This window comes from Variovorax sp. SG517, assembly GCF_013376045.1.
Lineage (GTDB): Bacteria > Pseudomonadota > Gammaproteobacteria > Burkholderiales > Burkholderiaceae_C > Variovorax.
In genome coordinates this window covers 755,402-773,999 of sequence record NZ_JABMJG010000002.1, presented here as the reverse complement: position 1 = coordinate 773,999, position 18,598 = coordinate 755,402, and the positions used below count along the sequence as shown (strand labels likewise).

Annotated in this window: 17 protein-coding genes; 15 read left to right on the top strand and 2 right to left on the bottom strand. The window is 65.8% G+C overall.

Translation table 11 applies throughout. The features are described from left to right. Positions 1-32 precede the first annotated feature (32 nt). From bamA to FHT32_RS09030, 13 genes are all read left to right on the top strand, one after another. On the top strand, positions 33-2,465 hold the full coding sequence (gene bamA, locus FHT32_RS09090; RefSeq protein ID WP_176664283.1) for an outer membrane protein assembly factor BamA: 2,433 nt from the start codon (positions 33-35) through the stop codon (positions 2,463-2,465). Then, positions 2,466-3,017, top strand: coding sequence for an OmpH family outer membrane protein (locus tag FHT32_RS09085; RefSeq protein ID WP_176664282.1), 552 nt, complete (start codon positions 2,466-2,468; stop codon positions 3,015-3,017). A gap of 14 nt (positions 3,018-3,031) precedes the next feature. Next, positions 3,032-4,009, top strand: coding sequence for a UDP-3-O-(3-hydroxymyristoyl)glucosamine N-acyltransferase (lpxD, locus tag FHT32_RS09080; RefSeq protein ID WP_176664281.1), 978 nt, complete (start codon positions 3,032-3,034; stop codon positions 4,007-4,009). Between the two features lie 23 nt (positions 4,010-4,032). Next, entirely contained in the window at positions 4,033-4,482 is a 450-nt protein-coding gene (gene fabZ, locus FHT32_RS09075) for a 3-hydroxyacyl-ACP dehydratase FabZ (RefSeq protein ID WP_021007523.1), read from the top strand. A gap of 34 nt (positions 4,483-4,516) precedes the next feature. Further along, entirely contained in the window at positions 4,517-5,305 is a 789-nt protein-coding gene (gene lpxA, locus FHT32_RS09070) for an acyl-ACP--UDP-N-acetylglucosamine O-acyltransferase (RefSeq protein ID WP_176664279.1), read from the top strand. Positions 5,306-5,315: 10 nt separating this feature from the next. Continuing rightward, a complete protein-coding gene (gene lpxB, locus FHT32_RS09065) occupies positions 5,316-6,464 on the top strand; it encodes a lipid-A-disaccharide synthase (protein ID WP_176664278.1) in 1,149 nt (382 codons plus the stop codon). After that, positions 6,436-7,161, top strand: coding sequence for a ribonuclease HII (gene rnhB / locus FHT32_RS09060; protein ID WP_256098926.1), 726 nt, complete (start codon positions 6,436-6,438; stop codon positions 7,159-7,161). The genes lpxB and rnhB overlap by 29 nt, the downstream gene beginning before the upstream one ends. 12 nt (positions 7,162-7,173) lie before the next feature. Next, complete coding sequence (locus FHT32_RS09055) at positions 7,174-7,959, top strand: RNA methyltransferase (protein ID WP_176664277.1); 786 nt, start codon at positions 7,174-7,176, stop codon at positions 7,957-7,959. A gap of 142 nt (positions 7,960-8,101) precedes the next feature. Beyond that, on the top strand, positions 8,102-9,295 hold the full coding sequence (carA, locus tag FHT32_RS09050) for a glutamine-hydrolyzing carbamoyl-phosphate synthase small subunit (RefSeq protein WP_093202317.1): 1,194 nt from the start codon (positions 8,102-8,104) through the stop codon (positions 9,293-9,295). After that, on the top strand, positions 9,288-12,536 hold the full coding sequence (carB, locus tag FHT32_RS09045) for a carbamoyl-phosphate synthase large subunit (RefSeq protein WP_176664276.1): 3,249 nt from the start codon (positions 9,288-9,290) through the stop codon (positions 12,534-12,536). The genes carA and carB overlap by 8 nt, the downstream gene beginning before the upstream one ends. A 17-nt stretch (positions 12,537-12,553) precedes the next feature. Continuing rightward, positions 12,554-13,423, top strand: coding sequence for a Kdo hydroxylase family protein (locus tag FHT32_RS09040; protein ID WP_176664275.1), 870 nt, complete (start codon positions 12,554-12,556; stop codon positions 13,421-13,423). A gap of 68 nt (positions 13,424-13,491) precedes the next feature. Beyond that, on the top strand, positions 13,492-13,968 hold the full coding sequence (gene greA / locus FHT32_RS09035; protein WP_019652440.1) for a transcription elongation factor GreA: 477 nt from the start codon (positions 13,492-13,494) through the stop codon (positions 13,966-13,968). An 11-nt stretch (positions 13,969-13,979) separates the two neighbouring features. Beyond that, the gene (locus FHT32_RS09030; protein ID WP_176664274.1) at positions 13,980-14,405 is read left to right on the top strand and encodes a DUF4149 domain-containing protein; all 426 of its coding nucleotides are present in this window, start codon (positions 13,980-13,982) and stop codon (positions 14,403-14,405) included. 62 nt (positions 14,406-14,467) lie between these two features. Here the strand turns inward: FHT32_RS09030 and FHT32_RS09025 are convergent, their stop codons facing one another. Both FHT32_RS09025 and FHT32_RS09020 read right to left on the bottom strand, forming a co-directional pair. Continuing rightward, entirely contained in the window at positions 14,468-15,226 is a 759-nt protein-coding gene (locus tag FHT32_RS09025; protein WP_176664273.1) for a glycosyltransferase, read from the bottom strand. Between the two features lie 5 nt (positions 15,227-15,231). Then, positions 15,232-15,711 carry a YhbY family RNA-binding protein gene (locus tag FHT32_RS09020; protein WP_019652443.1) on the bottom strand — a complete coding sequence of 160 codons (480 nt, stop codon included), beginning with the start codon at positions 15,709-15,711 and terminating at the stop codon, positions 15,232-15,234. 33 nt (positions 15,712-15,744) lie between these two features. On the opposite strand from FHT32_RS09020, the gene FHT32_RS09015 reads away from it, so the two are divergent. After that, positions 15,745-16,413 carry an RlmE family RNA methyltransferase gene (locus FHT32_RS09015; RefSeq protein ID WP_126181958.1) on the top strand — a complete coding sequence of 223 codons (669 nt, stop codon included), beginning with the start codon at positions 15,745-15,747 and terminating at the stop codon, positions 16,411-16,413. Between the two features lie 166 nt (positions 16,414-16,579). Further along, positions 16,580-18,496 carry an ATP-dependent zinc metalloprotease FtsH gene (gene ftsH, locus FHT32_RS09010; protein ID WP_176664272.1) on the top strand — a complete coding sequence of 639 codons (1,917 nt, stop codon included), beginning with the start codon at positions 16,580-16,582 and terminating at the stop codon, positions 18,494-18,496. The last annotated feature ends 102 nt before the right edge of the window (positions 18,497-18,598 follow it).

Here is an 18,598-nt window from a genome sequence, read left to right as displayed (position 1 = left end):
GCCGGCCCTTTCCGTGCCGGCTCAATTCACAGATGAACAAAAAACTCAGTCGCTTTCGCCTGCGTAGCGTTGCTGCGGTAGTTGCCAGTGCGCTTGCGGCTACGGCCGCCTGGGCCGTCGAGCCTTTCACGGTGCGCGACATCCGCGTCGAGGGCCTGCAACGCGTCGAGGCCGGCACGATCTTCGCGTCGCTGCCGCTGCGCGTGGGCGATACCTACAGCGACGAACGGGGTTCCGCCGCCATCCGCGCGCTGTTCGATCTGGGATTGTTCAAGGACGTTCGCATCGACGTGAACGGCAACGTGCTGGTCGTCATCGTGGAAGAGCGCCCGACCATCGCCGATGTCGACTTCGTCGGGGCCAAGGAATTCGACAAGGCCGCGCTGCAGAAGGCGCTGCGCGAAGTGGGCCTTGCCGACGGCCGGCCCTACGACAAGGCACTGGCCGACCGCGCCGAGCAGGAGCTCAAGCGCCAGTACGTGAGCCGCAGCCTCTACAACGCGCAGGTCGTGACCACCGTCACCCCCATCGAGCGCAACCGCGTCAACCTGACCTTCACCGTGACCGAAGGCGACTCGGCCCGCATCCGCGAAGTGCACGTGGTCGGCAACAAGGCCTTCAGCGAATCGACCCTGCTGAGCCTGTTCGACCAGGACAGCGGCGGCTTCATGAGCTGGTACACGAAGTCGAACCAGTATTCGCGCGCCAAGCTCAACGCCGACCTGGAGACCCTGCGCTCGTACTACATCACGCGCGGCTACCTCGAGTTCCGCATCGACTCGACGCAGGTCGCCATCTCTCCGGACCGCAAGGACCTGACGGTGACCGTGAACATCACCGAAGGCGAGAAGTTCGTGGTGTCCAGCGTCAAGCTCGACGGCAACTACCTTGGCCGCGACGACGAGTTCAAGTCGCTCATCACCATCAAGCCGGGCGAGCCATACAACGGCGAGCAGGTCACCGAGACCACCAAGGCCTTCAACGACTACTTCGGCACCTTCGGCTACGCCTTCGCTCGCGTGCAGGCGCGTCCCGAGATCGACCGCGTCAACAACCGTGTGGCCCTCACGCTGCAGGCCGAACCCTCGCGCCGCGTCTACGTGCGCCGCGTGTCGGTCGGCGGCAACAACAAGACCCGCGACGAAGTGATCCGCCGCGAGTTCCGCCAGTACGAAGCCTCCTGGTACGACGGCGACAAGATCAAGCTTTCCCGCGACCGCGTGGACCGCCTGGGCTTCTTCAACGAAGTGAATGTCGACACGCAGGAGGTGCCCGGCTCGCCCGACCAGGTGGACCTGACCGTCAACGTGACCGAAAAGCCCACCGGCAGCCTGCAGCTCGGCGCCGGCTATTCGAGCGCCGAGAAGGTCGCGCTGACCTTCGGCATCTCGCAGGAAAACGTGTTCGGCTCGGGCAACTTCCTGGGCGTGCAGGTCAACACCAGCAAGTACAACCGCACGCTGTCGCTGACCACCACCGATCCGTACTTCACGCCGGACGGCATCTCGCGTACGTTCAGCGTCTACCACACCACCACGCGTCCCTACCAGACCTCGACCGACGGCGACTACAAGCTCGTGAACCAGGGCGCCTCGGTTCGCTTCGGTGTGCCGTTCAGCGAAGTCGATACCGTTTTCTTCGGCGTCGGCATCGAGCGCTACGCCTTCGACCCGAACAGTTCGACCGCGTTCTCCGGCCTGTACACGCCGCCGTCGTATCTCAACTACTTCCAGTGCAAGAAGGATTCCACGGGTCTGCTGGTGGTCGGCTGTGATCAGAAGAGCGTCTGGGGCGTTCCGCTGAGCATCGGCTGGGGCCGGGACAGCCGTGACAGTGCGCTGATTCCGACCACCGGCCGCGTGCAGCGTGCCAACCTCGAGGTGGGCGCTGCCGGCGACATGAAGTACGTCAAGACGAACTATCAGTACCAGCAGTTCTTCCCGATCAACAAGCAGTACACCTTCTCGATCAATGGTGAAGTCGGCTATGCCAAGGCGCTCGGCGGCAAGGTCTACCCGATCTTCAAGAACTTCTATGCGGGCGGCCTGGGCTCGGTGCGGGGCTTCGAGCAGAACTCGCTGGGTCCTCGTGACGCCCCGTTGTTCCTCCAGAGCGAAGGTGCGGCGATCGGCGGCACGAAGAAGGCGATCTTCAATGCAGAGCTGAGCACTCCGTTCCCGGGTGCCGGCAACGACCGCACGCTGCGCCTGTACGGCTTCTTCGACGTCGGTAACGTCTTCGGTTCGCGTGCCGCCGGTATCACGGACGAGCAATGGAAGGCCGAGAAGAAGCTGCGCGCGTCCGTCGGTCTGGGCATCAGCTGGATCTCGCCGCTGGGCCCGCTGCGCCTGGCCTACGCCTTCCCGATCAAGTCCCAGAAGGAAGTGGGGCAACCGTTCACGGCAGGCTATATCCCGAAGGATAGAATTCAGCGCCTCCAATTCCAGATCGGAACGTCTTTCTAAATGAAGCATTTGATTCGCGCCGCGGCTGGCGCGTTGTTGATCCCGGCTTTTGCGCTGGTTGCGGTGCCCGCGCAAGCGCAGGCTCAGGAAACCTTTCGCATCGGTTTTGTGAACCCGGACCGCGTGCTGCGCGAAGCCCAGCCGGCCAAGAACGCCCAGGCAAAGCTCGAGGCGGAGTTCCTGAAGCGCGAAAAGGACCTGACCGCGCAGGGCGATGCCCTGAAGGCCGCTTCGGAGAAGTTCGAGCGCGAGGCGCCCACGCTGTCCGAAAGCCAGCGGGTCACGCGCCAGCGTTCGCTGGTCGACCAGGATCGTGATTTCCAACGCAAGCGCCGTGAATTCCAGGAAGACCTGAACGCGCGCAAGAACGAAGAGCTCCAGCAGGTCTACGAGCGTGCCAACCGCGTGGTGAAGCAGGTCGCCGAGGCCGAGAAGTACGACGCCATCCTGCAGGAAGCGATCTACATCAATCCGAAGCACGACATCACCGACAAGGTGATCAAGGCGTTGAACGCGTCGGTGACTTCTCCCGCCCCCACGACCGGCAAGTAACGCCGCGAACCGGCGTGTCACTGCAGCTCGGAGCCATTGTCGACGCCCTCGGGGGCGAGCTTCATGGCGATGCGGCGCTGTCCATCGAGCGGCTCGCGCCGCTGCAGAATGCGCAGCCCGATGCGCTCAGCTTCCTGAGCCATCCCAAATACCAGCAGGAGCTGGCGGCCTCCAAGGCTGCCTGCGTGATCGTGTCGCCGGCCATGCGCGAGGCAGCCGCGGCGCGTGGCGCCTACATCGTCACGCCTGATCCGTATCTCTACTTTGCCCGGCTCACCCAGCTCTGGAAGGCGCATCACGCCCGTCCGGAGGTCGACCGCATCCATCCCAGCGCAGTGATTCATCCTGAGGCTCATGTCGACGCCACGGCGCGCATTGGCGCGCTGTGCGTGGTGGAGCGGGGTGCGCGCATCGGGGCGGGCACCGTGCTCAAGTCGCGGGTGACGGTCAGCGAGGACTGCATCGTCGGCGAGCGCTGCCTGCTTCATCCGGGCGTGGTCATCGGCGCGGACGGTTTCGGCCTCGCTCCGCACGAGGGGCGCTGGGTCAAGATCGAGCAGTTGGGAGCTGTGCGCATCGGCGACGACGTCGAGATCGGCGCCAACACCTGCATCGACCGCGGCGCGCTCGACGACACCATCATCGAAGACGGCGTCAAGCTCGACAACCTGATCCAGATCGGCCACAACGTGCGGGTCGGCAAGAACACCGCCATGGCGGGCTGCGTCGGCGTGGCCGGCAGCGCGACCATCGGCGCCAACTGCACTTTCGGCGGCGGCGCCATCGTGCTGGGGCACCTGACGGTCGCCGACGGCGTGCACGTGTCGGCCGCGACCGTGGTTACCCGTTCCATCCACAAGGCCGGCCAATACACCGGCATGTTTCCCATCGATGACAATGCGAGCTGGGAAAAGAACGCTGCAACGCTCAAGCAGTTGCACAGCCTGCGCGAACGACTGAAGGCGCTGGAGAAGGCTCCCTCGAAAAAATGACGACGATGCAGGAACAGAAAATCATGACGACGACGCTCGATATCCATCAAATCCTCAAGCTGCTGCCTCACCGCTACCCGTTCCTGCTGGTGGACCGCGTGCTGGACATGGAAAAGGGCAAGCGCATCACGGCGCTCAAGAACGTGACGATGAACGAGCCGTTCTTCAATGGCCACTTCCCGCACCGTCCGGTGATGCCGGGCGTGCTGATGCTCGAAGCGATGGCGCAGGCTGCCGCGCTGCTGTCGTTCCATTCGCTCGACATCGTGCCGGACGACAACACCGTCTATTACTTCGCCGCGATCGACGGCGCCCGCTTCAAGCGTCCCGTGGAGCCGGGCGACCAGCTCACCCTCGAAGTCGAGATCGAGCGCATGAAGGCGGGCATTTCCAAGTTCAAGGGCCGGGCCCTGGTGGGCAGCGAACTCGCCTGCGAGGCGACGCTGATGTGCGCCATGCGCCAGATCAACTGATGACCGGCCACAGCCAGTCGCTCATTCACAAGGCATGACCCAGGTTCACTCGACGGCCGTCGTCGACCCCCAGGCACAGCTCGACGCCTCGGTGTCGGTCGGGCCCTATACCGTGATCGGCCCGCACGTGCGGATCGGCGCGGGCACCACCATCGGCGCGCACTGCGTGATCGAAGGGCGCACGACCATCGGGCGCGACAACAGGATCTTCCAGTTCTCGTCGCTCGGCGCCATCCCCCAGGACAAGAAATACGCCGGCGAGCCGACCGAACTCGTCATCGGCGACCGCAACGTGATCCGCGAGTTCTGCACCTTCAACCTCGGCGTGCCGGGGGCGGGGGGGGTCACGCGTGTCGGCAACGACAACTGGATCATGGCGTACACGCACATCGCCCACGACTGCCGCGTGGACGACCACACCACGCTGGCCAACAACACCACGCTGGCCGGGCACGTGCACCTGGCCGACTGGGTCACGGTCGGCGGGCTCACGGGCATCCACCAGTTCGTTTCGGTCGGCGCCCACGCCATGCTCGGCTTTGCCAGCGCCGTCACGCAGGACGTGCCGCCCTTCATGCTGGTCGACGGCAACCCGCTGGCGGTGCGCGGCTTCAACATCGTCGGACTGCGCCGGCGCGATTTCTCTGCCCCGCGGATCGCGGCGGTGAAGCAGATGCACCGCCTGCTGTACCGCCAGGGCAAGACGCTCGACGAGGCCCGTGCAGGCATTGCCGCGCTGGCGACCGAAATGCCCGAGGCGGCCGGCGACGTCGCGCTGATGGAATCCTTCCTCGCCAATTCGACGCGCGGCATCGCGCGCTGAAGTGCCGGCCATGCAGAACGACGGACAGCGACGCTTCGCGCTGGTCGCGGGCGAAGCGTCCGGCGACCTGCTCGCCGGCCTGGTGCTCGACGGCCTGCTGTCGCGCTGGCCCGATCTCCAGACTGCCGGTATCGGCGGTCCCCGGATGCTGGCTCATGGCTTCCAGAGCTGGTGGCCGCAGGAAAAGCTCGCGGTGCGCGGCTATATCGAAGTGCTGCGGCACTACGCGGAGATCGCCGGCATCCGCCGCCAGCTCAAGGCCCGGCTGCTGCAGGAGCGGCCAGGGCTCTTCATCGGCGTGGACGCGCCCGATTTCAACCTCGACCTCGAAGCCGGGCTGCGCAGCCAGGGCATCAGGACGGTGCATTTCGTCTGCCCGTCGATCTGGGCCTGGCGGCCGGAGCGCATCGAGAAGATCCGGGCCGCGGCCGACCATGTCCTGTGCATCTTCCCGTTCGAGCCCGAGTTGCTGGCGAAGCAGGGCGTGGCCGCGAGCTACGTCGGCCATCCCGTCGCCAACGTGATCCCGATGACGCCCGACCGGGCCGGTGCACGCGCCGCGCTGGGCCTTTCGCCTGATGCGCCGGTCGTCGCCTTGCTGCCGGGCAGCCGGCGGTCCGAGATCCGCTACCTTGCCGCACGCTTCTTCGCTGCCGCCGCGCTGATGCAAAAGGCGCGGCCCGAGCTCCAGTTCGTGGCACCGATCATCCCGGGCCTGCGCTCGGAGGTCGAGGCCTTGCTCCAGGCCAGCGGCATGGCCGGGCGCGTGAAGCTGCTCGACGGCCAGTCGCACGCCGTGCTGGCTGCCTGCGACGTCACGCTGATCGCCAGCGGCACCGCCACGCTGGAGGCGGCCCTCTTCAAGCGGCCGATGGTCATCGCCTACAACATGAACGCGCTCTCCTGGCGCCTCATGCGGCGCAAGCAGCTGCAGCCCTGGGTGGGATTGCCCAATATCCTCTGCCGGGAGTTCGTCGTGCCGGAGCTTCTGCAGGAAGCCGCCACGCCCGAGGCGTTGGCCGGGGCCACGCTGGCCTGGCTGGACGCGCCGGAGAAGACGCGGGCGCTGCAACAAAGATTTTCAGAGCTGCATGTCCAGTTGCAGCGCGATACGCCCACACTTTGCGCCGATGCGATCCAGAAAGTTCTTGAAGGCTGAGCAGGCCCCGCTGGCGTGGGACGCGCCGGGCCTGATCGCCGGCGTCGACGAGGCGGGCCGCGGGCCCCTGGCCGGGCCGGTGGTGGCGGCGGCCGTGATCCTCGACGACCTGCGGCCCATTCGCGGCCTCGCGGATTCCAAGACGCTGACGGCCCTGCAGCGCGAACGCCTGCACGACCAGATCCTGGCCAAGGCGCTGTGCTGCTCCATCGCGCAGGCCACCGTCGAAGAGATCGACACCCACAACATCCTGCAGGCGACCATGCTCGCGATGCGCCGGGCCGTCGAGGGGTTGCGGCTCAAGCCGGCGAAAGTGCTGGTCGACGGAAACCGCCTGCCCACGCTCGACGTGCTGGCCGAGGCCATCGTGAAGGGCGACGCGAGGGTCAAGGCGATTTCCGCCGCGTCGATCCTGGCGAAGGTGCATCGCGACCGGCTTTGCGAGCAGCTGCACGTCGAGTTTCCGCACTACGGCTTCGCCGGCCACAAGGGCTATGGCACGCCGGAGCACCTGGAGGCGCTGCAGCGCCATGGTGCCTGCGTGCATCACCGGAAGTCCTTCAGCCCTGTGGCCGCGGCGCTCGTCCGTACCGGCGGCGTGCTGAACGTGATGCTGCCGGCCGAATCCGACGGGCAGCCGGCGATGGACCTCGGTGTCATCGCGGCCGCGCGGCCCGAGCTGCGTGCTGCTCCCTGAGCCCTATCCCCGATGACTTCCGACACCGGCGCCAGCCACATCAGCTCGCGCGACAACCCGCTGCTCAAGGACCTGCGCAAGCTCGCACAGGACCCGGGCGCCTATCGCAAGCTGGGGCGGATCTGGCTCGAAGGCGATCATCTGTGCCGGGCTGCGCTGGCACGTGGCGTCAAGCCTGCCGTGGCGGTGTTCTCGGAGTCTTTCTGGCCCAAGGCGCCGGCCGAGTGGTCGGTTGGTGCTATCAAAACCGTAGTGGTCGCCGACAACCTCCTGCGCGACATCAGTGGCCTGGAGTCGCCGGCGCCGATGGGCTTCGTGCTCGACGTGCCAGCCCGCCCTGAATTGTTGCCCGATGCGCCGAGCGTCGTGCTCGACCGCCTCCAGGACGCAGGCAATGCCGGCTCCATCCTGCGCAGCGCCGCTGCCTTCGGCTTCACCCAGGTGATCGCGCTCAAGGGCACGGCCGCGCTGTGGGCGCCCAAGGTGCTGCGCGCCGGCATGGGGGCGCATTTCGGCCTGCGGCTGATCGAGGGCGTGGACGCTGACGCGCTCGACGGCCTGAAGGTACCTCTGGTTGCGACCAGTTCCCACCGCGGCGACTGGCTTCACAACGCCGATCTGCCGCATCCCTGCGCCTGGCTGATGGGGCACGAAGGGCAGGGCGTCTCGGCGGCGCTGGAGGCTCGGGCGTTGCACCACATCCGGATCGCCCAGCCGGGCGGGGAGGAGTCGCTGAACGTGGCCGCCGCCGCCGCAATCTGCCTTCATGCGAGCGGAGCAGCCCTGCTGGCCAAATAACACACCCAGTCCGGGCTACAATCGGGGGCTTACTCGCAAATCAGCGTCGCCCGGCCGCCTACAACGCCATCTTCCCCTTAAGCAGCAGTCCCCAGGCTATACGCCTGAGGCTCCGGGCGACCGTAACCATCCGGAGAACCCAGTGCTTTTGTCTCTCAAGGGAAGTTTCCCGCCCGCCATCCTGGCGCTCGCAGACGGCACGGTCTTTCTCGGCAACTCGATCGGAGCCGCCGGCTCCACGACCGGTGAAGTGGTGTTCAACACCGCCATGACCGGCTACCAGGAAATCCTCACCGACCCGAGCTATTGCCAGCAGATCGTGACGCTCACGTATCCGCACATCGGCAACTACGGCGTCAACGGCGAGGACATCGAAGCCGACAAGATCCATGCCGCGGGCCTGATCATCAAGGACCTGCCCCTCGTCGCCTCCAACTTCCGCAAGACCGCCACGCTGACCGAGTACCTCGTGTCCGGCAACACCGTGGCCATCGCGAACATCGACACCCGCAAGCTCACCCGCCACCTGCGAACCAATGGCGCGCAGAACGGCTGCATCCTGGGCCTGGCCGCGGGCGAGACCGTGACGCAGGCGCTGATCGACAAGGCCATCGCCTCCGCCAAGGCCGCGCCGAGCATGGCGGGCCTCGACCTCGCCAAGGTAGTGTCGGTCAAGCAGACCTACGAGTGGACCGAAACCGAGTGGAAGCTGGGCTCGGGCTACGGCGTGCAGATCACGCCGCGCTTTCACGTCGTGGCCTTCGACTACGGCGTCAAGAAGAACATCCTGCGCATGATCGCCCAGCGCGGCGCGCGCATCACCGTGGTGCCGGCGCAGACGCCCGCTGCCGACGTGCTCAAGCTCAAGCCGGACGGCATCTTCCTGGCCAACGGCCCCGGCGACCCGGAGCCCTGCGACTACGCCATCAGCGCCGTCAAGGAGCTGATCGAGACCGGCATTCCCACCTTCGGCATCTGCCTGGGCCACCAGATCATGGCGCTGGCCTCCGGCGCCAAGACCTTCAAGATGAAGTTCGGTCACCACGGCGCGAACCACCCGGTCAAGGACCTCGACAACGGCCGCGTGAGCATCACCAGCCAGAACCACGGCTTCGCGGTCGACGAGAAGTCGCTGCCGGCCAACCTGCGTCCCACCCACATCAGCCTGTTCGACAACACGCTGCAGGGCCTGGCGCGCACCGACAAGCCCGCGTTCTGCTTCCAGGGCCACCCCGAAGCCTCGCCGGGCCCGCACGACATCGGCTACCTGTTCGATCGCTTCACGGCACTCATGGAAAAGAACAAGACGGAAAAGACGGAGAAAGAGAATGCCTAAGCGCACAGACCTCAAATCGATCCTCATCATCGGCGCCGGCCCGATCATCATCGGCCAGGCCTGCGAGTTCGACTACTCCGGCGTGCAGGCCTGCAAGGCGCTGCGCGAAGAAGGCTACAAGGTCATCCTGATCAACAGCAACCCCGCGACGATCATGACCGACCCGGCCACGGCCGACGTCACCTACATCGAGCCCATCACCTGGCAGACGGTCGAGAAGATCATCGCCAAGGAACGCCCCGACGCGATCCTGCCGACCATGGGCGGCCAGACCGCGCTGAACTGCGCGCTCGACCTGTGGCGCAACGGCGTGCTCGACAAGTACACGGGCGCCGCCACCAACAAGCCCGTCGAGCTGATCGGCGCCACACCCGAGGCCATCGACAAGGCTGAAGACCGCCTGAAGTTCAAGGACGCGATGACCAAGATCGGCCTGGGCTCGGCCCGCTCCGGCATCGCGCACTCCATGGACGAGGCCTGGGCGGTGCAGAAGAACGTCGGCTTCCCGACCGTGATCCGCCCCAGCTTCACGCTCGGCGGCACCGGCGGCGGCATTGCCTACAACCCGGAAGAGTTCGAGACCATCTGCAAGCGCGGCATCGAAGCCTCGCCGACCAACGAGCTGCTGATCGAAGAATCGCTGCTCGGCTGGAAGGAGTACGAGATGGAAGTCGTGCGCGACAAGGCCGACAACTGCATCATCGTCTGCTCCATCGAGAACCTCGACCCCATGGGCGTGCACACCGGCGACTCGATCACCGTGGCGCCCGCGCAGACGCTGTCCGACAAGGAATACCAGATCCTGCGCAACGCCTCGCTGGCCGTGCTGCGCGAGATCGGCGTGGACACCGGCGGCTCGAACGTGCAGTTCTCCATCAATCCGAAGGACGGCCGCATGGTCGTCATCGAGATGAACCCGCGCGTGTCGCGTTCGTCGGCGCTGGCCTCCAAGGCCACGGGCTTCCCGATCGCCAAGGTCGCGGCCAAGCTGGCCGTGGGCTACACGCTCGACGAGCTGCGCAACGAGATCACCGGCGGCGCCACGCCGGCGTCGTTCGAGCCCTCGATCGACTACGTCGTCACCAAGATTCCGCGCTTCGCTTTCGAGAAGTTCCCGCAGGCCGACTCGCGCCTGACCACGCAGATGAAGTCGGTGGGCGAGGTGATGGCCATGGGCCGCACCTTCCAGGAGTCGTTCCAGAAGGCGCTGCGCGGCCTTGAAGTCGGCGTCGACGGCATGAACGAGAAAACCCAGGACCGCGAAGTGCTCGAGAAGGAGCTCGGCGAGCCCGGCCCCGAGCGCATCTGGTACGTGGGCGATGCCTTCGCGCTGGGCATGAGCGTCGATGAAGTGTTCGCGCTCACGAAGATCGACCCGTGGTTCCTGGTGCAGATCGAGGAGATCGTGAAGATCGAGCTCGAACTGGAAACCAAGTCGCTCGACGACATCGACGCCGCCACGCTGCGCCTGCTGAAGCAGAAGGGCTTCTCCGACCGCCGCCTGGCCAAGCAGCTTCGCACCACCGACACGGCCATTCGCGAGAAGCGCCGCGCCCTGGGCGTGCGCCCGGTCTACAAGCGCGTGGACACCTGCGCGGCCGAGTTCGCCACCAACACGGCCTACATGTACTCGACCTATGAAGACGAGTGCGAAGCCAACCCCAGCGACAAGAAGAAGATCATGGTGCTCGGCGGTGGGCCCAACCGCATCGGCCAGGGCATCGAGTTCGACTACTGCTGCGTGCACGCCGCGCTCGCCATGCGCGAGGACGGCTACGAGACCATCATGGTCAACTGCAACCCCGAGACCGTGTCGACCGACTACGACACCTCGGACCGCCTGTACTTCGAGCCGCTGACGCTGGAAGACGTGCTCGAGATCGTCGACAAGGAAAAGCCGCTGGGCGTGATCGTGCAGTACGGCGGCCAGACGCCGCTGAAGCTCGCGCTCGACCTGGAGGCCAATGGCGTGCCGATCATCGGCACTTCGCCCGACATGATCGACGCAGCCGAAGACCGCGAGCGCTTCCAGAAGCTGCTGCATGAGCTGGGCCTGCGCCAGCCGCCGAACGCCACCGCGCGCACCGAAGCCGAAGCCCTTGAAAAGGCCGCGGCACTGGGCTACCCGCTGGTGGTGCGCCCAAGCTACGTGCTGGGCGGCCGCGCGATGGAAATCGTGCACGAGCAGCGCGACCTCGAGCGCTACATGCGCGAGGCCGTCAAGGTCAGCAACGATTCGCCGGTGCTGCTCGACCGCTTCCTGAACGACGCTGTCGAGTGCGACGTCGACTGCATCCGCGACGGCGAAGGCGCCACGCTGATCGGTGGCGTGATGGAGCACATCGAGCAGGCCGGCGTGCACTCGGGCGACTCCGCCTGCTCGCTGCCGCCGTACAGCCTGGGCGCCGAGACCGTGGCCGAGCTGAAGCGCCAGAGCGCCGCCATGGCGGCCGCGCTGAACGTGGTCGGCCTGATGAACGTGCAGTTCGCCATCCAGCAGAAGGACGGCAAGGACGTCATCTACGTGCTCGAAGTGAACCCGCGCGCCTCGCGCACCGTGCCGTACGTGAGCAAGGCCACCGGCATCCAGCTCGCCAAGGTGGCGGCACGCTGCATGGCTGGTCAGTCGCTGAAGTCGCAGGGTATCGAGAAGGAAGTGACGCCGCCGTACTTCAGCGTGAAGGAAGCGGTGTTCCCGTTCGTCAAGTTCCCGGGCGTGGACACCATCCTCGGCCCCGAAATGAAGTCGACCGGTGAAGTGATGGGCGTGGGCAAGACCTTCGGCGAAGCCTTCGTGAAGTCGCAGCTGGGTGCGGGCACGCACCTGCCGAAGTCGGGCAAGGCCTTCATTTCGGTGAAGAACAACGACAAGGCGCGCGCGGTCGAAGTGGCGCGCGGCCTGGCCAAGTTGGGCTTCGAGCTGATCGCCACCAAGGGCACGGCCGCCGCCATCAACGCTGCGGGCATCGAGTGCGCGACGGTGAACAAGGTGACCGAAGGCCGTCCGCACATCGTGGACATGATCAAGAACAACGAGATTGCCTTGGTCATCAACACGGTGGAGGAGCGCCGCAACGCCATCACCGACTCGCGCCAGATCCGCACCTCGGCGCTGCAGGCGCGCGTGACGACCTTCACCACGATCTTCGGCGCCGAAGCCGCGGTGGAAGGCATGGGCTTCATGGACGAGCTCGGCGTGATCTCGGTGCAGGAAATGCACGCGCAACTGGCTGCGGCCTGAGCGTCGAGCATCGGCACATGGAAACGCAGCTCGTCGAACTCGGCCTGACTGACTGGAACGCGGCCACGCCCAACGAGGCGTGGATCGCGGAGCTGGAGGCGGGCAAGGTGCTGTACTTTCCGCGCCTGGGCTTCGAGCTGTTTCCCGAAGAGCGCAGCCTGCTCACACCCAGCCTGCTGTCGCCCGACGTGCGCAACATCAGCCTCGACGCCAACGGCAAGCTCAAGGGCGCCGTGGGCGACGAGACGGTGCAGCGCACTGCGGCCGCGATGGTGGGGCGCTTCAGGGCGCAGGCCACGCAGCTCATCCATGGGCTGCTGCCGCACTACGCGCCGGCCTTGCGGCTGGCGCCGACCAGCTACCGGCCGGCGCAGGTCGAGACGCGCGTGCAGTCGTGGCGCGCCGACGACCGGCGCTTGCATGTCGATGCATTCCCGTCGCGGCCGAACTACGGCGAGCGCATCCTGCGCGTTTTCACCAACGTGAACCCCGACGGCGCGCCGCGCGTTTGGCGCGTGGGCGAGCCTTTCGAGGACATCGCAAAGCGCTTCCTGCCCCGCGCCAAGCCTTACTCGCGCTGGCAGGCCAAGCTGCTGCAGGCGCTCCACGTCACCAAGTCGTTCCGCAGCGAATACGACCACCTGATGCTGCAGCTGCACGACGGCATGAAGTCGGACATGGCCTATCAGGAAAACTCGCCGCAGGAAACCGCGAAGTTTCCGCCCGGTTCGGTGTGGGTCTGCTTCTCGGACCAGACCTCGCACGCCGTGATGGCCGGCCAGTACATGCTCGAGCAGACCCTTCATCTGGCTGCTTCCAAGCAATACAATCCCGAATCGAGCCCGCTCGCCATCCTGAGCCGGCTGACAGGACGGACGCTCGTCTGAGCGCAGTCCCCCATCGACCGCCGAACGGCAGCGTTCGGCGGTTTCGCTTTATGGAGAGAAAACTAGACATGGCGACCATCCCCATCACCAAGCGCGGCGCGGAGAAGCTGCGCGAAGAACTGCGCCGGCTCAAGTCGGTGGACCGCCCCGCCGTCATCAATGCGATCGCCGAAGCGCGCGCGCAGGGTGACATCAGCGAAAACGCCGAATACGAATCCGCCAAGGACCGCCAGGGCTTCATCGAAGGCCGCATCCTGGAGATCGAGGGCAAGCTCTCTGCCTCGCAGGTGATCGACCCCAGCGAGCTCGACGCAGGCGGCAAGGTGGTGTTCGGCTCCACCGTCGAACTCGAGGAAGAAGACAGCGGCGACGCCGTCAAGTACCAGATCGTGGGCGAGGACGAGGCCGACCTGAAGCAGGGCCTGATCAACGTGTCCAGCCCGATCGCCCGCGCGCTGATCGGCAAGGAAGAGGGCGACACTGCCGAGGTGCAGACGCCTGGCGGCCTGAAGCGCTACGAGATCGTGGCGGTCAGCTACGTCTGATCGTCGCGCGCATGAAGGACCTGAAGGACCGTATTGCGCTGATGCTGGCTGCCTTCTGGTGGGGCAGCCTGACGACGATCGGATTCCTCGTCGTGCCGATGCTGTTCGCGAAGCTGGGCAATCCGGCGGTGGCGGGCAATTTCGCGGCGCAGCTTTTCGAGGCGCAGAGCTGGATCGCCATCGCCTGCGGGGTGATCCTGCTGATCCATTTCCGATCCAAGGCCGACGAGCGCATGAGCGGGCCGGCGATGACGACCATCTTTTTTGTCCTGGGTGCGCTGCTGCTGGCGCTGCTTCAGCAGTACGCGGTGGCGCCGCGCATCGTGGCGCGGGAGAACCTCAAGCTCTGGCATGCCATGGGCACAGGGATGTACTTCGTGCAGTGGCTGTGCGCCGGCGTGGTGCTGTGGCGCGTGGGAGCGCGCACGGCTGGCTGAGGGCGACGACAAACAAAGAAAAAGGCGGCCCGGGCCGCCTTTTTGCTTTTCCGCTGCCGCTCCTACTCTTTCCAGTATTCCGCGACCCAGCGAGCCGGCTTGATGAACCGGAAAGCCCGGTTGCGGCGGCCCGCCAAAGCGTCCGGCGGGTTGCATTCGCCATGGAACACCATGATGCGGGCGCCCTCGGGCACGAAGGGCTCTTCCCAGTAGTTGGTCGGCCAGGTCGGAATGCCGTGGTACTTGAAGCTCGGGCACCAGCCATCGGGCCAGTAGGACAGCTTGCCCTGCTTGTGGAGCACGTCCGACAGGTAGGTCTGCTCGTTGCGGTATTCGGCCTGGACCTTGTCCATGTTGGCCCGGAAATACGCCAGCACATCGGCATGGGCGCCGAGCTCGAAGCGATAAACCGAGGAGTTGCCCGTGATCCGGCCGCGCCGCCAGGGACGGTCGTAGTCGTGGATGATCAGGAACTCGCCCGGCTGCTCGAAGAAGGCGTCCAGGCTGCCCACGACGACCACGTCGAGGTCGAGGAAGAGGGCGGGGCCGCGCAGGCCGTGCAGGTCTTTCTCGAAGGTGGTGAGCTTCTTCCAGGCGCCATCGCGCTGGCCGGGGGCCAGGTGCAGGTTCAGCGGCGGAATCGGCAGGCAGGTCACCTCGGGACGCACGCCGTTGCCATCGTCGGTCAGGCAGACGAACTTGAAGTCGCCGCTCAGGTGGCGGCGGACCATCGCGTAGAGCCGGTTGACGTACTCGGGGCCGTACTTCGTGCCCCACTTCATGCAGAGGATGTGGCGCTGAGCGCCTTCGGCGGCTGCCACCAGGCTCAATCCGCCTGGTTGCGCTTCTTGGCCGACAGCGGCCGCTTCGCCTTGGCGCGCTTGATGGTGCCGCCCGGGGTGAGGCGCTGGTTGCCCAGCACGCGCAGGGTCTTGATTTCAGGGCGCTGGCCGCCGCGCTTGCTGTACTTGACGATCTTCACGTCGCGCGGGCCGGGCATGCGGTCTTCGTCGACCACGCGTTCCTTCTCGGGCTTCGGGCGCCACAGCACAAGCAGCTTGCCGATGTGCTGGATCGGGGCGGCATCGAGTTCGTCGGCCAGTTCGCGCAGCATGGCGTCGCGGGCCAGGCGGTCGTCGGAGAAGACGCGAATCTTGATCAGGCCATGGGCCTTGAGCGCCGCGTCGGCTTCCTTCTTCACGGCAGGGGTGAGCCCGTCTCCACCGACCATGACGATCGGATCCAGGTGGTGAGCTTCGGCGCGATGCACCTTGCGCTCGGCAGGGGTAAGTTGAATGGCGGGCATCCCCGTATTATCGACCCGTACACGAAGACCCCCATGAGCACCAAAGCCAAAAGCAAGAAAGTCAACAAGGCGTGGCTGCACGACCATATCAACGACCCCTATGTGAAGCTCGCCACGAAGGAGGGCTACCGGGCTCGCGCCGCCTACAAGCTCAAGGAGATCGACGAGTCGCTCGGCCTGATCAAGCCGGGCCAGCTGGTGGTGGACCTCGGCTCCGCGCCGGGCGCCTGGAGCCAGTACCTGCGCCGGCGCATGTCGCCGGGCGGGGCTGCCGCAGGTGAACTGAACGGCACCATCATCTCGCTCGACCTGCTGCCGATGGAGCCCATCGAGGGCGTGACCTTCCTGCAGGGCGATTTCCGGGAGGACGACCTGCTGCAGCAGTTGCTCGGCGTGCTCGCTGGACGCAAGGCCGATCTTGTGGTGTCGGACATGGCGCCCAACCTGTCGGGCATCCATTCGGCCGACGCGGCCCGCGTTTCGCACCTGATCGAGCTGGCCATCGACTTCGCCCAGAACCACCTGAAGCCCGAGGGGGCGCTGGTGGCCAAGGTTTTCCATGGCAGCGGCTACGACGAGCTGGTGAAGCTCTTCAAGGCCAATTTCCGTGTCGTGAAACCTTTCAAGCCCAAGGCGTCGCGGGACAAATCGGCCGAGACCTTCCTGGTCGGGGTGGGGCTGAAGGCAGCGGATACGCCTTGATACCGGCCCGAGCAACATCCTTTGCGGCGCAAACCCATGTCAGGCTATGGCTGCATTAGGGAAATGCCAGCTTTTCGTAGCTTGAAAAGCCTAAAATGGGGCGCAATTGCGTACCCACAGCGCGTTTTTTCATCCACGTGTCACGCGCCTTAGCCTGGAGTTTCGTTTGAACAATCAGTGGTTTTCCAAAGTTGCCGTTTGGCTCGTCATTGCCATGGTGTTGTTCACTGTGTTCAAGCAGTTCGACACCCGCGGTGGCGTCGGCTCGGGGACAGTCAGCTACTCCGAGTTTCTGGACCAGGTCCGGAACAACCAGATCAAGAGCGCCGTCATTCCTGAGGGCGCCGCCGGCGGCGAGATCGTCGCCGTCACCAACGACGACCGCAAGATCCGCACGACCGCCACGGTCCTCGACCGCGGCCTCGTGGGCGACCTGATCGACCACAACGTCAAGTTCGACGTCAAGCCGCGCGAAGAAAGCTCCCTGCTCATGACCCTGCTGGTCAGCTGGGGCCCGATGCTGCTGCTGATCGGCGTCTGGATCTACTTCATGCGGCAGATGCAGGGCGGCGGCAAGGGCGGGGCGTTCAGCTTCGGCAAGAGTAAGGCCCGCATGATGGACGAGAACAACAACACGGTCACCTTCGCCGACGTCGCGGGCTGCGACGAGGCCAAGGAAGAAGTCCGTGAAGTGGTCGACTTCCTGAAGGACCCGCAGCGCTTCCAGAAGCTCGGCGGCCGCATTCCGCGCGGCCTGCTGCTGGTCGGCCCCCCGGGCACCGGCAAGACGCTGCTGGCCAAGTCGATCGCCGGCGAAGCCAAGGTGCCTTTCTTCTCGATCTCCGGTTCCGACTTCGTCGAAATGTTCGTGGGTGTGGGGGCCGCCCGTGTCCGCGACATGTTCGAGAACGCCAAGAAGAACGCTCCCTGCATCATCTTCATCGACGAAATCGATGCGGTGGGCCGCCAGCGTGGTGCTGGCCTCGGCGGCGGCAACGACGAGCGCGAGCAGACGCTCAACCAGATGCTGGTCGAGATGGACGGCTTCGAAACCAACCTCGGCGTGATCGTGGTGGCTGCCACCAACCGCCCCGACATCCTGGACGCCGCTTTGCTGCGCCCCGGCCGTTTCGACCGCCAGGTCTACGTCACGCTGCCCGACATCCGCGGCCGCGAGCAGATCCTCGGCGTGCACATGCGCAAGGTCCCGCTGGGCCAGGACGTGAACCCGAGCGTGATCGCCCGCGGCACGCCCGGCATGTCCGGCGCCGATCTGGCCAACCTCTGCAACGAAGCTGCCCTGATGGCCGCCCGCCGCAACGCGCGCGTGGTCGAGATGCAGGACTTCGAGAAGGCCAAGGACAAGATCTTCATGGGCCCCGAGCGCAAGAGCATGGTCATGCCCGAGGAAGAGCGCCGCAACACGGCCTACCACGAGTCCGGCCACGCGCTCATCGGCAAGCTGCTGCCCAAATGCGACCCGGTCCACAAGGTCACGATCATTCCGCGCGGCCGCGCCCTCGGCGTGACCATGAGCCTGCCCTCGCAGGACCGCTACAGCTACGACCGCGAGTACATGCTGAACCAGATCAGCATGCTGTTCGGCGGCCGCATTGCCGAGGAAGTGTTCATGCACCAGATGACCACCGGCGCGAGCAACGACTTCGAGCGTGCGACCAACCTGGCGCGCGACATGGTCATGAAGTACGGCATGAGCGATGCCCTGGGACCCATGGTGTACGCCGAGAACGAAGGCGAAGTGTTCCTGGGCCGCTCGGTCACCAAGACCACGAACATGAGCGAGCAGACCATGGAGAAGGTCGACTCGGAAGTCCGCCGCATCATCGACGAGCAGTACGCCCTGGCGCGTCGCCTGATCGAAGAGAACAGCGACAAGATGCACGCCATGGCCAAGGCGCTGCTCGAATGGGAAACCATCGACACCGAGCAGCTCGACGACATCATGGCCGGCCGCGCGCCCCGTCCGCCCAAGGACTGGACGCCGCGCATCCCGCCTTCGGGCAGCGGTGGCAGCGGCGGTACGCCCGCTGTGTCGACCGACCCGGCGCCCAACGCAGCGTGAGCGCGAGCCAGGCGTCAAACCACAACGGGGCCTCTGGCCCCGTTTTCGATGGCGGACACCCGACCGCGGGTGCCGCCTTCTGGCAGACCTCCCGCTTCCGCA

What these genes read in the sequence shown, in the direction of transcription:
- FHT32_RS09055 (WP_176664277.1), top strand. Translation starts at nt 7,174, where the DNA reads ATGACTTCCGACACCGGCGCCAGCCACATCAGCTCGCGCGACAACCCG.
- FHT32_RS09015 (WP_126181958.1), top strand. Translation starts at nt 15,745, where the DNA reads ATGAGCACCAAAGCCAAAAGCAAGAAAGTCAACAAGGCGTGGCTGCAC.
- rnhB (WP_256098926.1), top strand. Translation starts at nt 6,436, where the DNA reads ATGCGATCCAGAAAGTTCTTGAAGGCTGAGCAGGCCCCGCTGGCGTGG.
- bamA (WP_176664283.1), top strand. Translation starts at nt 33, where the DNA reads ATGAACAAAAAACTCAGTCGCTTTCGCCTGCGTAGCGTTGCTGCGGTA.
- fabZ (WP_021007523.1), top strand. Translation starts at nt 4,033, where the DNA reads ATGACGACGACGCTCGATATCCATCAAATCCTCAAGCTGCTGCCTCAC.
- lpxB (WP_176664278.1), top strand. Translation starts at nt 5,316, where the DNA reads ATGCAGAACGACGGACAGCGACGCTTCGCGCTGGTCGCGGGCGAAGCG.
- greA (WP_019652440.1), top strand. Translation starts at nt 13,492, where the DNA reads ATGGCGACCATCCCCATCACCAAGCGCGGCGCGGAGAAGCTGCGCGAA.
- carB (WP_176664276.1), top strand. Translation starts at nt 9,288, where the DNA reads ATGCCTAAGCGCACAGACCTCAAATCGATCCTCATCATCGGCGCCGGC.
- FHT32_RS09040 (WP_176664275.1), top strand. Translation starts at nt 12,554, where the DNA reads ATGGAAACGCAGCTCGTCGAACTCGGCCTGACTGACTGGAACGCGGCC.
- FHT32_RS09020 (WP_019652443.1), bottom strand. Translation starts at nt 15,711, where the DNA reads ATGCCCGCCATTCAACTTACCCCTGCCGAGCGCAAGGTGCATCGCGCC.
- FHT32_RS09030 (WP_176664274.1), top strand. Translation starts at nt 13,980, where the DNA reads ATGAAGGACCTGAAGGACCGTATTGCGCTGATGCTGGCTGCCTTCTGG.
- lpxA (WP_176664279.1), top strand. Translation starts at nt 4,517, where the DNA reads ATGACCCAGGTTCACTCGACGGCCGTCGTCGACCCCCAGGCACAGCTC.
- FHT32_RS09085 (WP_176664282.1), top strand. Translation starts at nt 2,466, where the DNA reads ATGAAGCATTTGATTCGCGCCGCGGCTGGCGCGTTGTTGATCCCGGCT.